Origin of the sequence: Bacillus sp. PS95 (assembly GCF_037963565.1) — a bacterium.
Classification (GTDB): domain Bacteria; phylum Bacillota; class Bacilli; order Bacillales; family Bacillaceae; genus Bacillus; species Bacillus subtilis.
The window spans coordinates 1,537,712-1,552,597 of sequence record NZ_CP150160.1; the positions used below are offsets into that span (position 1 = coordinate 1,537,712).

Annotated in this window: 15 protein-coding genes and 2 pseudogenes; 10 read left to right on the top strand and 7 right to left on the bottom strand. The window is 42.2% G+C overall.

The genetic code is table 11. The features are described 5' to 3' along the window. Positions 1-10 precede the first annotated feature (10 nt). Both suhB and NSQ12_RS08220 read left to right on the top strand, forming a co-directional pair. The gene (gene suhB / locus NSQ12_RS08215) at positions 11-808 is read left to right on the top strand and encodes an inositol-1-monophosphatase (RefSeq protein WP_069322571.1); all 798 of its coding nucleotides are present in this window, start codon (positions 11-13) and stop codon (positions 806-808) included. 25 nt (positions 809-833) lie between these two features. Then, complete coding sequence (locus tag NSQ12_RS08220) at positions 834-1,262, top strand: GNAT family N-acetyltransferase (protein WP_160243318.1); 429 nt, start codon at positions 834-836, stop codon at positions 1,260-1,262. Between the two features lie 77 nt (positions 1,263-1,339). On the opposite strand, the pseudogene NSQ12_RS08225 reads toward NSQ12_RS08220, so the two are convergent. Both NSQ12_RS08225 and nprE read right to left on the bottom strand, forming a co-directional pair. Then, positions 1,340-2,253 (bottom strand): annotated as a pseudogene (locus NSQ12_RS08225) (class I SAM-dependent methyltransferase). Between the two features lie 351 nt (positions 2,254-2,604). Continuing rightward, a complete protein-coding gene (gene nprE / locus NSQ12_RS08230) occupies positions 2,605-4,170 on the bottom strand; it encodes a neutral metalloprotease NprE (protein WP_003245026.1) in 1,566 nt (521 codons plus the stop codon). 284 nt (positions 4,171-4,454) lie between these two features. Between nprE and NSQ12_RS08235 the strand changes: the two genes are divergently transcribed. The 4 genes and pseudogenes from NSQ12_RS08235 to sigQ all read left to right on the top strand — a co-directional run bounded on the left by NSQ12_RS08235 (position 4,455) and on the right by sigQ (position 7,463). Continuing rightward, on the top strand, positions 4,455-6,395 hold the full coding sequence (locus tag NSQ12_RS08235) for a hypothetical protein (RefSeq protein ID WP_160243246.1): 1,941 nt from the start codon (positions 4,455-4,457) through the stop codon (positions 6,393-6,395). Beyond that, a complete protein-coding gene (locus NSQ12_RS08240; RefSeq protein WP_160243244.1) occupies positions 6,385-6,654 on the top strand; it encodes a hypothetical protein in 270 nt (89 codons plus the stop codon). The genes NSQ12_RS08235 and NSQ12_RS08240 overlap by 11 nt, the downstream gene beginning before the upstream one ends. Further along, positions 6,654-7,173, top strand: a pseudogene (ylaC, locus tag NSQ12_RS08245) (RNA polymerase sigma factor YlaC). Before NSQ12_RS08240 ends, ylaC begins: the two are co-directional and overlap by 1 nt. Further along, positions 7,170-7,463, top strand: coding sequence for an anti-SigP sigma factor SigQ (gene sigQ, locus NSQ12_RS08250; RefSeq protein ID WP_047182565.1), 294 nt, complete (start codon positions 7,170-7,172; stop codon positions 7,461-7,463). Before ylaC ends, sigQ begins: the two are co-directional and overlap by 4 nt. Before the next feature lie 39 nt (positions 7,464-7,502). Here the strand turns inward: sigQ and NSQ12_RS08255 are convergent, their stop codons facing one another. Both NSQ12_RS08255 and NSQ12_RS08260 read right to left on the bottom strand, forming a co-directional pair. Beyond that, positions 7,503-8,114 carry a hypothetical protein gene (locus NSQ12_RS08255; RefSeq protein ID WP_015383573.1) on the bottom strand — a complete coding sequence of 204 codons (612 nt, stop codon included), beginning with the start codon at positions 8,112-8,114 and terminating at the stop codon, positions 7,503-7,505. Between the two features lie 272 nt (positions 8,115-8,386). Beyond that, the gene (locus NSQ12_RS08260) at positions 8,387-8,575 is read right to left on the bottom strand and encodes a YlaF family protein (RefSeq protein WP_003245500.1); all 189 of its coding nucleotides are present in this window, start codon (positions 8,573-8,575) and stop codon (positions 8,387-8,389) included. A gap of 112 nt (positions 8,576-8,687) precedes the next feature. Between NSQ12_RS08260 and typA the strand changes: the two genes are divergently transcribed. Together typA and NSQ12_RS08270 are read left to right on the top strand one after the other, a co-directional pair. Then, positions 8,688-10,526 (top strand): translational GTPase TypA, encoded by a 1,839-nt coding sequence (gene typA / locus NSQ12_RS08265; RefSeq protein WP_003232278.1) that lies wholly within the window; start codon positions 8,688-8,690, stop codon positions 10,524-10,526. Positions 10,527-10,582: 56 nt separating this feature from the next. After that, positions 10,583-10,900, top strand: coding sequence for a YlaH-like family protein (locus NSQ12_RS08270; RefSeq protein WP_003232274.1), 318 nt, complete (start codon positions 10,583-10,585; stop codon positions 10,898-10,900). Between the two features lie 55 nt (positions 10,901-10,955). Here NSQ12_RS08270 and NSQ12_RS08275 read toward each other — a convergent pair whose 3' ends face one another. After that, positions 10,956-11,165 carry a YlaI family protein gene (locus NSQ12_RS08275; protein ID WP_003232271.1) on the bottom strand — a complete coding sequence of 70 codons (210 nt, stop codon included), beginning with the start codon at positions 11,163-11,165 and terminating at the stop codon, positions 10,956-10,958. 82 nt (positions 11,166-11,247) lie between these two features. Next, complete coding sequence (locus NSQ12_RS08280; protein ID WP_003232269.1) at positions 11,248-11,877, bottom strand: YhcN/YlaJ family sporulation lipoprotein; 630 nt, start codon at positions 11,875-11,877, stop codon at positions 11,248-11,250. Between the two features lie 154 nt (positions 11,878-12,031). Here NSQ12_RS08280 and NSQ12_RS08285 point away from each other — a divergent pair, with 154 nt between their 5' ends. Further along, the gene (locus tag NSQ12_RS08285) at positions 12,032-13,360 is read left to right on the top strand and encodes a PhoH family protein (RefSeq protein WP_003245272.1); all 1,329 of its coding nucleotides are present in this window, start codon (positions 12,032-12,034) and stop codon (positions 13,358-13,360) included. A gap of 3 nt (positions 13,361-13,363) precedes the next feature. Here the strand turns inward: NSQ12_RS08285 and NSQ12_RS08290 are convergent, their stop codons facing one another. After that, entirely contained in the window at positions 13,364-13,849 is a 486-nt protein-coding gene (locus NSQ12_RS08290; protein WP_015383578.1) for a hypothetical protein, read from the bottom strand. A gap of 102 nt (positions 13,850-13,951) precedes the next feature. On the opposite strand from NSQ12_RS08290, the gene glsA reads away from it, so the two are divergent. Continuing rightward, positions 13,952-14,881, top strand: a complete 930-nt coding sequence (gene glsA / locus NSQ12_RS08295; protein ID WP_131227381.1) for a glutaminase A — start codon at positions 13,952-13,954, stop codon at positions 14,879-14,881. Positions 14,882-14,886: the final 5 nt, after the last annotated feature.

Below are 14,886 nucleotides of genomic sequence, written 5' to 3' on the forward strand. Positions count from 1 at the left end.
GTACGAACGAATGACAAATTGGACGGAAATTGATGAGATTGCAAAGAAGTGGATAAGAGAAGCAGGCGCGAGAATTACACAATCCATGCATGAAAGCCTGACAATTGAAACGAAATCAAATCCGAATGATTTAGTCACCAATATTGACAAAGAAACCGAAAAGTTTTTCATTAATCGAATTCAAGAAACTTTTCCGGGACATCGGATACTCGGTGAAGAGGGGCAAGGAGACAAAATCCACTCACTTGAGGGAGTCGTATGGATTATTGATCCGATTGATGGGACGATGAATTTTGTGCACCAGCAAAGAAATTTTGCGATTTCCATTGGGATTTTTGAAAACGGTGAAGGGAAAATCGGTTTAATTTATGATGTGGTGCACGATGAGCTGTATCACGCATTTAGCGGCAGAGGAGCTTATATGAATGAAACGAAGCTGGCTCCATTAAAAGAAACCGTCATTGAAGAAGCGATTCTTGCCATTAATGCAACATGGGTAACGGAAAATAGAAGAATTGATCAAAGTGTGTTAGCGCCACTTGTGAAAAGAGTCAGAGGCACACGCTCCTACGGGTCTGCCGCTTTAGAGCTGGCAAATGTCGCGGCAGGAAGAATAGATGCTTACATCACGATGCGGCTTGCGCCATGGGACTACGCAGCCGGCTGTGTGCTGTTAAATGAAGTAGGAGGCACCTATACGACCATTGAAGGAGAGCCGTTTACCTTTTTAGAAAACCACAGTGTGCTAGCCGGAAACCCATCTATACATAAAACGATATTTGAAGAGTATCTTCATGCTCGGAAGTAGGCCATTTGAGCAGGATGATCTCAGCTTGTTAGAAAAGCTCGCGGAGGCTCATCCTGTATGGAAAGAGGAGGAGTTTGGAGATAAAGATGCAGAAGACTATATCATTTCCTACTCCATGTACAACGGGGCATGGCTTGTATGGGAAAAAGACGGTCTGCCTGTTGCCGTCAGCTACCATCTCGAGTGGTCTCCTTCAAACGGTAAGCCGTGGCTCGGAACGGTCCTGATTGACCCGGCTGAAGAAAAAAAGGGACATGCGAAGATGATCATTGAACAGATCAGCAAATTGCTTAGAGCGAAACATAAAGCGATGTTTGCGGGAGTTCCCATTGAGCGCAGGGAATGGATACTGTTTTTAAGCCAATGCGGCTTTGAACAGCTGAAAACGGAAAAAGATGAGAAAGGCAAATCATTTATGATCCTGGTGAAGCCTTTAGCAGAAGCTGCCATATGATAATGGCAGCTTATTTGCTGCATGCGGGTTCAATAAAAAGCCTCTCAAACATTGAGAGGCTTCTGATAATTTGAAAATTATTTTTTTACCGCATGAATATAATGAATCGTTTCAAACGCTGACAAATTGTCTTTTCGATTACTAAAGAAAAGGTCATTAATGTCGTCTGGTGATAGATGTTCATAGATCAGTAAACCAGATGACTCTAACAGATGTTCAATCTCTTGATAAGTGAAACATGATTTCATCGGTTCCCCGCTTGCGGCAGCCATCTTCACCATATGTTCAACTCGATTTGACGTCCCTTTTGCTGTAAAAAGTGTTTCGTCCGCATAATCAAAAACAATAGAGCTTCCAGGCGGGACATGAGAAAATAAATTGCTGATCAAGCTTGCATTTTCTTCCCGTGTTACATAATAAGACACTCCGAGAAGGCTGAAGAATGTTTTTGTGTTTTTAAATCCTTCATCTAAGAGAGGATCATACGAAAACGTTTTGGTGAAATCCATAGGAACAAAATGAAGATGACTCGGAATTGTCAGATTTGCATCCTTCAGCTTATTTTTTTGAATTGCTGTGTAGCCGGATGGTCAACCTCGAAAACCTGTAAGCTGTTTTCTAATTCTGGATGCCGAAAGCAGAAGGTATCCAGCCCCGCTCCAAGAATGACATACTGTTTTGCCCCCAGGATTAATTCGTTGTGCAAGACTTTTTCACAATAAGAAGCACGTGCTAGTGGCGTGGGAGACAGCTGGATTTGTGCAACCCATTTTAATATTTTTTCAGGATCATTTTGAAGACGTTCGGCGATCTCTTTGTTGAAAAACGATATTCCTTGAATCATATTTTTACTGATGTCGATAAACTCTTTTTCGTTAATGAGATCTTTTGCGATAAAATCATCAAAAATAAGAGATGTGTCATATTTGCTGTGATAAGCACGGGCAAACGCTGAAATCAAAGACGTTAAGCTGGACTCATTTTTCCTCATGAAATGATCCTCCACAAAAAATAAGATTCTCCTGGCCAGGAGAATCTTATTATACATACAAATATATTAATAGTAAATTTTAGCATAAATAAATTTTTTTGTCAATGTTTTTGCTCTTAACTGGACGCGCGATCCTTCACATAGCCACGTGACCTGTAGCAGAATTCGTCTATCAATTATTTGGACTGAATCATTAGCTTTTATAAAATGCGTACTTGCGGCTGCATCCCTCTTTTGGCAAATCAGGAGCGGTTTTCTGTCTCATGGCAGCATCTTTTCGTCGTTTCAGCTGAGAGAGAAATCAAGATATGTAACAATAAAAGCCTGAGGGATCTCAGGCTTTTTCTAATATTACAATCCAACAGCATTCCAGGCTGCTTCAACTTTAGCGGCATCAGTTGAGCCGTAGAGGTCACGGGCAGACTGAATGAGAGCTGCCTTGGCATCTTTGAACGTGGAAGAAGGCGTGAGGTACGTTGTTAACGCACGGTAATAGATTTGCTGTGATTTAGATACACCAAGTTTTGTGATGGTGTTGTAAGCGGCTTTGTTTGGAATTCCGCTGTTTGTGTGTACACCGCCATAATCGCCTTCATCTGTGTTTGGAAGGTTTCTATAATTGGCGTAATTGTCAGGCTGGTTGTATTTTGTAGGGTTGGACAGGCTGCGAAGAGCAGGCTGGCTGACCGTAATGTCTTCACCGATGTCCCAGTCTTCTGTATCGTTAAAATACCCGAATACGTCAGAGAAAGACTCGTTTAATGCACCTGGCTGATTTTCATAAATCAAGTTGGCTGTTTCTTGGGTGACGCCATGTGTCATTTCATGCGCTGTCACATCTAATGAGCCGGAAAGCGGAGAGAAGAATGAACCGTCGCCATCACCGTAAATCATCTGGTCTCCTGTCCATGCAGCGTTATTGTATTGAGTGCCGTAGTGAACGGAAGAAACGATTTTACTGCCTTTGTTATCATAGCTGTTTCGTTTAAAGTTTGAATAAAAATAATCGTACACTTTACCGAGGTTATAGTGTGCGTCAACGGCTGCCCGCTGTGATGAAGATGTAAATGTTTTCGTTGTGCTTGAGACAAGCGTGCCCGGAAGGCGGCTTTGTCTGTTTTGCAAATCATATGTGATGATTTGGGTGCCTGTTGGTTTTGAAAGATCTCTTAGAACATATTTTCCGCCTTCATAAGAGATGTTCAAAGGAACAGTTGCGCCCTTTAGAGTTGTTCCGCTTCCAGTGGCGGCGGCATGTTCTACTTTATTTTGCTGTTTTAAAATGCTGCCTGTTTCGGCGTCAACTAAGACTTCCCAGTTTGCAGGTTCAGGCTCGACATAGCGAATCGTCACGTCGTAAGCAAGACGATAGCTGCCGTCTTTTGTTTCTATCGCTTTTAATTCGGCTTTATTGCTGTTTTTGGCCGCTCCGTTAGAAACAGCGTCTGGTGATTTGCCGATAGCTTTGAAAGCGAGTGCCAGCGCTTTTTCAGAAGAGACTTTTTGGCTGTTATCTGTTTTTGCAGCAGATTGATTGTGTAATTCACCATTGACCGCATAGACATTATCGGATTTATCGACGTGAACGATCACTTGCGAATCTTTAATTGGCACTCCGTTAACGACAGGCGCATATCGAAAGTGCTTGTATCCAAGGGCATCAGTCGTGCTTTCAACAAGCTTCAGCCTTTTGGAAGGGTCACCTTTAAAAATGTTGCTGTTCTTTTTCAAAAACTGCTTGACAGCCTTGTCATTTGGTGCAGAGAGTTCTGATTGCGCAATCGCGTTTTTGGAGAGGAAATTTGTTTGATTCTCTTTAAGCTGATGACCTTCAGCAGCCTGAACACCAGGAAGGCTGATTGATAAACTCATAAACGAAGCAGCGACAGCAACAGACAATTTCTTACCTAAACCCACAATAAATCCCCCTTTTTGAAAATACTGAAAACTTTATATTGTTATATTAAACTAGCATTCTGGAATACTCAACAAAAACTAACATAACTAGACAAAATTGATAGTATTGTCCTGTGTTTGTTTTTGTTGAATAATATCAAGATGAGTCAAGTGTCATGTGACGGTTCACTCAAGAGTTATGTTTTTTACATATCAAGGGGAAGATGAGATATTTTTGTTTCAACTTGAAACTTTTTGAAAAGTCCGCTGTCTAACCGAATGAGGCCTTAATAAGAAGTAAAGGATTGTTGTTCGTGTTGGAGTTATTCAGTCATTATGTATTGCATTTCGAACGTTATTTTATATTAAGCAGACAAAGCACCCTGCTGATTCAATGGTCAATTGTTGTTCTGGCGGGTTTATATCTTTTGGGGCATCATCCCAAAATAAACCGGCAGCGCACAATGTTCTTGGCGGGTGTTATGTTGCGGATTGTGCTGCTGGCGGGAGTGTCTGTTGAACTTATTCACCAGGTGCAATCAACAAACTTCACCAGCGCTTACTTAAGAGAGGACGGAAAAGAACTGTTGCCGCTGCTGCATTTTTTGTTATACGGATATGTGCTGCTGACGGCTTTTCACTATATGCTGATGCCGCGTGATCATGGCGGAAAGGGTAAGTTTTACACGTTCGACCTTGCCGTTGTCAGTTTGCCAATCGTACAAATGATATTCAGTTTCTTTACGTATTGGAAGGAAAATCCGGATGGAGTCGAGCCAATTGCATTCGTGTTTCTGTTTTTCATTATTACTCTTCCTATTGTGTTGAATGTTGTGTTTTTCAAGCTGTATTGGAGAACAAATAAGATTTTACTAGGCTTATTTTATACGCTGATTATCGGACTGCTTGTCTTGCTGCTTGCGCCATATCCCAATCAAATCTCAAAAGATTATGGTGCAGTAATGCCATATACGATTTATTTGGCAATGGCGGGATTTTTGATGAGCTATCATCTGTTCCAAAAGTCAGGAAAGGTTTATGTGCGTGTGAATAAGTGGGTGACGATGGCTGTCCTGGTGTTTTTTGTCCTGCTGTTAAATCCGATATATAACATAGGAACGGCTGCTTTCGCTGTATCAAAGCCAGCAAATGTCCATGATTCATTCAATTTTGTCGGGGAGCACATTTCATCAGAAAAAGCGGAACAGATACTAAAGTCATTTTTTCCTACGGATGAAACACTTTATTTGCACGATACAAACATGGATGTGCATTATTTCTACTCATTTGAAAGCAAGAGTTATAAAGCTGAGGTAGATGAAGTATCGCAGCTGATTCGTAATTATGAATACTTACAAAAAGCGCATGGGAAAAAGCTAACGAATCAGGAGTACAAGCGAAAGTCCATCGCTTTCCTTGAGCGACACGGACGTGTGTTACATAAGGATCATATCGAAACAAAGGTATCAAATGAGGACGGCCAGACAGTCGTACGTATATACCTGAAAAACCAGCTTCATAAAAAAGATCATGCTGATGATGGCGCGGTATTTTATTGGGAAAAGGAAACCTTAATGGGTTTTAGTGAAGATCCATCGATTTACCAGCTTGACTCTCTATTGCATGTTCATATTACAGAACAAGACATTCAAGACAAAGTGGAACAAATGTTTACAGCGCTGAACATATCAAAACAGCCTTATCAGATCACTGATATTGAAAGCGACAGCCTGCTCGGAAGCATGGTGAGAGTTGAAACAAAAGATGGAATTGTATTGGAGTTTGATGGAGAATCCGGTAGTTTACACAGTCTCTCGATTCCAATGAAAAAGGAAATTTCACTGACTAACAGCCGGCTGCAGCGGCAGGTATTAACGGTCTTCGATGCTGATGTATCAGAAATGAAGAAAAAAAGCAGTCAGAGTGACATGGTGATGTATACTGATTCTTCTAAAACATATGAGTTTTTTGAAGATCAAGGTCAGCTAAACGTTTATGTATACAGCGATACACCTGATCAGTCATTCCCCTATACATATCGTAATGGAACATTGGCTTACGAAAAGGTAGCTTCTCTATATCAGGATGTTATTTACAAAAAGCGTATGCGTCCGATTATCGTTCAAAGAGAGGATGAACGGCATTATGCATGGCTGATCATTATTCAGCCGTTTGGTTCAAATCGCCATGATGCCTATGTAGTGGATGGAGAAACACAAGAGGTGAAAAGTCTTTATGAATCATAAAGAAAAAGAGTCTGTTTTTGTAGACTTATACGACCTGTATAAAGAAGGAGAGCTAGAGGATGAATCAATGGAATGGATGAAACAGCATGAATCCCTATTTCAAAAGAATGCGGAAGACTTAAAGAGTAAAACTTGTTTAAAGAGAAGTCCCGGTGCTGAAGAAGAAAGCCAAATCAGATATATGAAAGTATACTTGTCTTTCATGTATATCTGTTTCATTTTATTGGCCATTTGGATGACGGTGTGGTTTTACTTTTAATGAAGCATAGGGATTCCATTGAGGACTTGTATCGGCAGTATTATCAAGAAATTTTAAATTATTTATTCAGAAGGACTCATCATCTTGAAACAGCCAAGGACTTAGCGCAGGACACGTTTGTGAAAGCTCTTAACGGTGGCTTCGTTTAGGGGGCATTCTTCCATCAGAACATGGCTCTACACCATTGCGCATCATACCTTTATCAATTGGTACCGCAGGGATGTCAAATACCAATTTACTGATATCAGCAAAAATGAAGGGTTAACGCAAACAACTTATGAGCAGCCTGAACAGTATCTGTCACGGACGGTGAAAAGCGAAACACTGCGGCAGGAGCTCCTGAAGTTAAAAGATCAGCATCAATCCGTTTTGATTTTAAGAGAATTCCAAGAGCTTTCTTATGAAGAAATCGCTGAGATATTAGGATGGAGTCTTTCTAAGGTGAAAACCACATTGCACCGGGCTAGATTAGAGCTAAAGAAACACATGACGAAAAGTAGAGAGGAGGAGCGGATATGACCTGCTTTCTAGTAAGAGACCTGCTTCCTCTGTATCTTGAAGGTGATTGTAAAAGAGAAACGGAACACGTTATAGAAGAGCATTTAAAAATGTGCAGCAGCTGCAAAGACATGTATGACACGATGGCTGAGCCATTTGAATTGGAAAGTGAGCAGGCCGTTGAGGAGGCTTTTCTGCCGGAAGAAGAACTGCGATTTAAACAGAGGTACTATGGATTACTGATCATGAAAGCTGCCTGCTGGTTTGGAGCGGCGGTTGCCATGATGCTGATCATCAAACTGCTGATATAAAAAAAGCGCTTGTCCGATTCCGGCAAGCGCTTTTTCACATTAAGCCTGGGGATGAATCATATCGTAAATAGCGGCAAGCTGTTCTTGTGACAGGGCACTGAAGAGTTTTTCATAAACGTCAGCTTGCAGTGGCGTTGCACCTGCTTGTAGCGCTGCGTCTTTATCATAGCTGTACACATCATCTTGAAGCACGATGGCTGCTTGAAGAATGTGAATCTTGAGAGAAACAGCGGAGAAAAATTGTTCAAGTGCAAGTGCTTCTTTTTCTGTGAAGCCAAGTTCAACTGCTTTTTCTGTATCAAATTTGTAATTTCCATCCTCGAGATACACACATTGTGAAACAATGCTGAAAAATTCTGATGTCGATTCCCAGAGTGTAGCAATTACCTGAGCCTCTTCTTTTGTCATTCCTAACTCGACAGCTTTTTCGCTGTCAAAATAATATACACCGTCTTGTTCGTATATACATTGATTTAATATATCAATGAATGTATTGAGATCTTCATTAGTGCTCGCCTGATGCTGGAGTTGAACAGCAGTGTTATCAACCAGTGTTTTTGCGCTGGCTGCATCAGGACCGAACGTTAATAGAGCAGCTGAGGTCATTGCGGCAGTCGTTAACATAGCTTTTTTTACAAATGTTTTCTTCATGTTTCTTCTCTCCCTTTTGTGAATTGTGCTACAAATTCCATTATAGGGAGTAGTTTCCGGTGGAGGAATAGGCGCTATGGTATTTTATGTGTATCGTTGCCGAACTACTTTTTGAAGGCTGCACGTGTGATCGTTAGAACGATTGTCTATGTATGAAGGCTGTTTTGCATCTTCCTGACTAAGAAACAGGGGAGATAAGGCTTAAAGAAATGAAAAACACCGCTTTCTTTGCGGTGTTTTTTGATTACAATGTCGCCGGCGGGGCAATGCTTTTAATCAAGCAAGCCTTGTTCGCGCATTTTCTTTTTTAATGTAAATCCGCCGCCCATGACAGCGCAAACAAGTACAATGCTGGCGATAATGCCTGCAGGGCTTTTTTCAGCGATAAAGACGCCGATCAGCATAATGCTGAAAACCGCTGCAAATGCAAATAATAGTAAAAGCCAATTCATTTTTTTCATAAATTCCATCCCCTTTTACGTCTTATATTAAGTTTACAGAAAAACGTGACGCTTTTAAAGAGGATGTGTGATATAATATGAAAGTTATCTAATTTTTTTAGGAGATGAAAAAGTGAAACTTCGAAATGATCTTCGCAACATCGCGATTATTGCCCACGTTGACCATGGGAAAACGACTCTAGTCGATCAGCTTTTACATCAGGCTGGTACGTTCCGTGCCAACGAACAGGTTGCTGAACGCGCAATGGACTCTAATGATCTTGAACGCGAACGCGGCATTACAATATTGGCGAAAAATACTGCGATTAACTATAAAGATACACGTATCAATATTTTGGACACCCCTGGACACGCAGACTTTGGGGGAGAAGTAGAACGGATTATGAAAATGGTTGACGGCGTAGTGCTTGTCGTTGACGCATATGAAGGCTGTATGCCTCAAACTCGTTTTGTTCTGAAAAAAGCTCTTGAGCAAAACCTGAACCCTGTTGTTGTTGTAAACAAAATTGACCGTGACTTTGCTCGTCCAGAGGAAGTTATCGATGAAGTTCTGGATCTGTTCATTGAGCTTGATGCTAATGAAGAGCAGCTCGAGTTCCCAGTGGTATATGCTTCCGCGATTAATGGAACAGCGAGTCTTGATCCGAAACAACAGGATGAAAACATGGAAGCTTTATATGAAACCATTATTAAGCATGTTCCGGCACCTGTTGATAATGCAGAGGAGCCGCTTCAATTCCAAGTTGCCCTTCTTGACTACAACGACTATGTAGGCCGTATCGGAATCGGACGCGTATTCCGCGGCACAATGAAAGTCGGACAGCAGGTTTCTCTTATGAAGCTTGACGGAACGGCAAAGTCATTCCGTGTTACAAAGATTTTTGGTTTCCAAGGCTTAAAGCGTGTGGAAATTGAAGAAGCAAAAGCGGGAGACCTCGTTGCGGTTTCCGGGATGGAAGATATCAACGTTGGTGAAACGGTATGTCCTGTAGACCATCAAGATCCGCTTCCGGTGCTTCGCATTGATGAGCCGACACTTCAAATGACATTTGTCGTGAATAACAGTCCGTTTGCAGGCCGTGAAGGCAAATATGTAACGGCCCGCAAAATCGAAGAGCGTCTTCAATCACAGCTTCAGACGGATGTGAGCTTGCGTGTTGAGCCAACAGCTTCTCCTGATGCTTGGGTTGTTTCAGGACGCGGTGAGCTGCACTTGTCAATTTTAATTGAAAATATGCGTCGTGAGGGCTATGAGCTTCAAGTATCAAAACCTGAAGTTATTATCAAAGAAATCGACGGCGTACGCTGTGAGCCTGTTGAACGTGTGCAAATTGATGTTCCTGAAGAGCATACTGGCTCTGTCATGGAATCAATGGGTGCCCGCAAAGGCGAAATGGTTGATATGATCAACAACGGAAACGGCCAAGTCCGTCTCATCTTTACAGTTCCTTCCCGCGGATTGATCGGTTACTCTACAGAATTCCTATCATTAACACGCGGATTCGGTATTTTGAACCATACGTTTGACAGCTACCAGCCGATGCAGGCAGGCCAAGTCGGCGGACGCCGTCAAGGTGTACTTGTGTCAATGGAAAACGGAAAAGCAACATCATACGGTATTCAAGGAATTGAAGACCGCGGTGTCATCTTCGTTGAGCCGGGTACTGAAGTATACGAAGGAATGATCGTTGGAGAGCATAACCGTGACAATGACCTTGTTGTTAACGTCAGCAAAATGAAACAGCAAACAAACGTCCGTTCTGCGACAAAGGATCAGACAACTACAATTAAAAAAGCGCGCATCATGTCTCTTGAGGAGTCTCTAGAGTACTTAAACGAAGATGAATATTGTGAAGTAACACCTGAATCCATCCGTTTAAGAAAGAAGATCCTCAATAAGAACGAACGTGAAAAAGCAGCTAAAAAGAAAAAAACAGCAGGATTGTCTTAATTTCGTGCAGAATTTGAAAAGATAGAACCCGTACGTTTACAGGGGAGGGAATCTTTTTGAATGACGTAAGCGAACGCCTGTCGTTCTTCGCCGCTCTATATCAAGTAGACCGGCAGCCTGCGGCAGGCATGTGGCTGCTGTACGGCACGATTTTTGTGTTGGCCGTTATTGTATTTAAGCTTGGATTTGCTAAACGGCTTCCTGTATTAAAATCTGCAGTGGTGTATGTATTTTTGGCTTTGGGCTGCACTGTTTTGACTTTTTTAGGGGTGTTTTTGCCCGTGGCAGAAGGATTGGTCGTCGCTGCGCTGATTTTAATCATTTACAAAATCCGGCTGTATCAGTCGAAAAAAGGACAGTCTGCAAAATCATAAAAGACTCAGCTGAAAGCTGAGTCTTTTTTGTGTTCTGTATGGTTAAGCGGCCGCTTTATTTTTTGACTTTTTCTTTTTTCTGCTGTCCCGGGTGAAAAGTAAATTTTCCCGTTTTCAGCCGTTCCTCTGTTTTTTTGGCAATCCGATCGTGGCATTCCTGGCACATATATGTATGGATCGGGCGGTTTCGAAGCCGTTTCGCGATCAGGGTATCATCATCAATTGTTTCAATTTTATCGCAAATAGAACATTTGACCCTCATCATATCACCTCTTTCACTAACATGTATTATATCACGGATCAGAAGCTGTCCAAAATAAGAAAAAGCTAAAGCGCAAGGCTATAGCTTAGTCATTGTTGTTCTTTTTCATATGATGATCAGATTGATCGTTTTGCTCCTTCTCCATTTCCTGTTGCTGTTTTCTATTTAATTGGTCATTTTGCTGCTTTGTTTGCGGTTCATCTTCATTGTCAATCACATCGTTAGGCACTTCAGGAAGCACTCGGCCGACAATTGCAGCTAATTCATCCAGTATACCTGTTACCGGATGGCCCTCGCTGATTTCTCTGCTCATTTCGCGAAGGCGGCTGACCGTATCGGGATCAGCAATGACTACTGCGTTGGCGCCATATCGATCATTCTTTAGCGCCTGAGCTACAGAATATTTAATGGTTTCCACTTTGCTTCTGTCCAAAGTATCATCGACATCAATCCCAACAACAGCATAGCCTCCCAGCACAACGGCTGTTGCATCCTTGACGTCGGGGTTTTTTTCAGCAACGCTGACAAGATGCTTGGCAATATCCGTTCTTGTTCCATTGTCTTTTGTTTCTTGAGTTGTGTCCTTTACGTGAATCGGTTTAGTCTCCTGCTGTCTTGTTGATTCTTTTTCAACATTCTGGCCCTGTTTTCCTTGTTGATAGGCACAAGCGGACAGGATAAGTGTCAGCTGTATGATAATGAAAAGAATTCGCACTTGCGGGTTCCCTCCTTAAAATGCTTTCATTAATTTTATTGTTGAATTAACCTTCTATCTTTATGCACAAAAACATATATTTTAGCAGGCATTCACCTTTTTCATCAAAAGAGAAGCAGGAAGAACTTTGACCCTTATATCAGGAGGCTGAGACTTGAGTAAAATTTATGTGTTAGATACGAATGTGTTATTACAGGATCCTAACGCGATATTTTCTTTTGAAGAAAATGAGGTTGTCATCCCTGCTGTCGTTTTAGAAGAGGTTGATTCAAAAAAACGGTATATGGACGAAGTTGGGAGGAATGCAAGGCACGTATCTAAGCTAATCGATGCGCTAAGACAAAAGGGCAGGCTGCATGAGCATGTACCGCTTGACACCGGCGGCACACTGAGAATTGAACTGAATCATCGTTCGTTTCACCAGCTGCAAGAGATCTTTATTGAAAAGACGAACGATAATCGCATATTAGCCGTTGCGAAAAACTTAAGCCTCGAGGAAGAAACCAAGGAAAATGGCAGGCCGGTTATCCTTGTCAGTAAGGATGTACTGGTCAGGGTTAAAGCCGACGCAATCGGACTGCTTGCTGAAGATTTCTTGAATGACCGTGTTGTGGACAATGATGAAATGTACAGCGGCTATAAAGATTTATATATCAGCCAGCAGCTGTTCAGCTCTTTTTACGGGAAAAATCAAATTTCAGTAAACGATGTGAAACAGCATGCGTTTTATCCGAATCAGTTTGCTTTAATGAAGGATGAGCTAGGAGGGTCCTCCTCGGCAGTCGGAATTGCAGACAAAACCGGCACGGTATTAAAAAGACTCGTATTTGATGATGAACATATATGGGGAATCAGGCCGAAAAATGTACAGCAGACAATGGCATTAGAGCTTTTGCTGCGGGAAGATATTCCGCTTGTCACCCTGATCGGCAAAGCGGGAACCGGCAAAACGCTCTTAGCTTTGGCGGCAGGGCTATTACAGACAGAAGACTTGGGAATATATAAAAAGCTGGTCGTCGCAAGGCCGATTGTTCCTGTTGGCAAGGACATCGGGTATTTGCCAGGCGAAAAAGAGGAAAAGCTAAAGCCTTGGATGCAGCCGATTTTTGACAACTTAGAGTTTCTGTTTAATGCGAAAAAACCAGGGGAGCTTGATGCTATTTTGGCGGGAATTGGCTCAATTCAGGTAGAGGCGCTGACTTATATCAGAGGGAGAAGCATTCCAGATCAATTTATTATCATTGATGAAGCGCAAAATTTGACCAGGCATGAGGTGAAAACGTTGCTGACGAGAGTCGGTGAGGGCAGTAAAATTGTCTTAATGGGCGACCCTGAACAAATTGATCACCCATATTTAGACAGTCTGAACAATGGTTTGGCCTATGTGGTTGAGCGGTTTAAAGGACAACCCATCTCAGGCAGCGTGAAGCTGTTAAAAGGTGAGAGATCAGGTCTCGCCCAGCTTGCAGCTGATTTGCTGTAACACTTAAATGATTTCGATCTCTTTTACATCGGTAATCGGCTGTTTGTGATGAATTGGATCTTCAAAGTAAATATGCACGGGGCCGCCTTCTTGAATCGGCTTGCCTGCCTCACTGAAATGGACAATACTGTTCAGAGCGGTTTCCAGAGAAACGGCGGCCTTTCCCGAACTTGTGACAAATACACATTGCGTCGCAGAGCTGTTCGGCTCAGCATTCTTCAGGACAGTCCCAAGTCTCATTGCGAAACTGCCGTTCATCAGTTTTTGCTTCTCATATTGTTTTTCCGTCTTTAATGTAGGCGGCGCAATTCGCCCCTCTCTGATGACGCGTTCCGGATCAAGGTCGGATTCATCCCCGGCTGATTGTAAATATGTGTCTTGACTGTCCCCTTTGCGGTCAAACGAAAATTTGCGATCATCAAAAATCCATACGCTTGGATCAATGGTAATTGGATATGTAACATTGCCTTTTACTTGGATAACGCTCATGATATGACCCCCTTCTCTCAAAATTATAAAAGTTTTCGCATGAATTGTCACTTTGTGTACAAATTATGTGTATTGAAATGCTGAGGGAACGAGGGTGTTTGCATGGTATGCCGGCATAATGATGAGCTTGAAGCCTTAGTGAAAAAGGCGAAAAAAGTAACGGACAAGGGGGAGGTAGCCAGCTATATTCCCGCCTTGGCAAAAGTTGATAAACACGACCTGTCAGTGGCGATTTATTATTCCAATAATGTTTGTCTGTCAGCAGGTGACGTAGAAAAAACATTTACGCTTCAAAGTATATCGAAAGTCCTTTCCCTTGCTTTGGTGTTAATGGAATACGGCAAAGATAAGGTCTTCAGTTATGTTGGACAGGAGCCGACCGGTGATCCGTTTAATTCAATTATCAAGCTCGAAACAGTGAATCCGAGCAAGCCGTTAAATCCTATGATTAATGCCGGGGCATTGGTAGTGACAAGTCTGATAAGAGGAAGAACGGTGAAAGAGAGACTTGATTATTTGCTTTCTTTTATCAGAAGGCTGACAAACAACCAAGAGATTACATACTGCCGGGAAGTGGCTGAATCTGAATACAGCACTTCAATGATTAATCGGGCAATGTGCTATTATATGAAGCAGTACGGCATTTTTGAAGATGATGTAGAGGCAGTAATGGATTTATACACGAAGCAATGCGCGATTGAAATGAACAGCTTGGATTTAGCGAAAATCGGATCTGTATTTGCATTGAACGGCAGACATCCAGAGACTGGGGAGCAAGTCATCTCAAAAGATGTCGCTAGAATTTGCAAAACATTTATGGTGACGTGCGGAATGTATAATGCAAGCGGGGAATTCGCAATTAAGGTCGGAATTCCTGCGAAAAGCGGCGTATCCGGCGGGATTATGGGCATTTCGCCTTACGATTTCGGGATCGGCATATTCGGCCCCGCATTAGACGAAAAAGGGAACAGCATTGCAGGTGTAAAGCTTTTGGAAATAATGTCTGAGATGTACAGGCTGAGTATTTTTTAATTTAT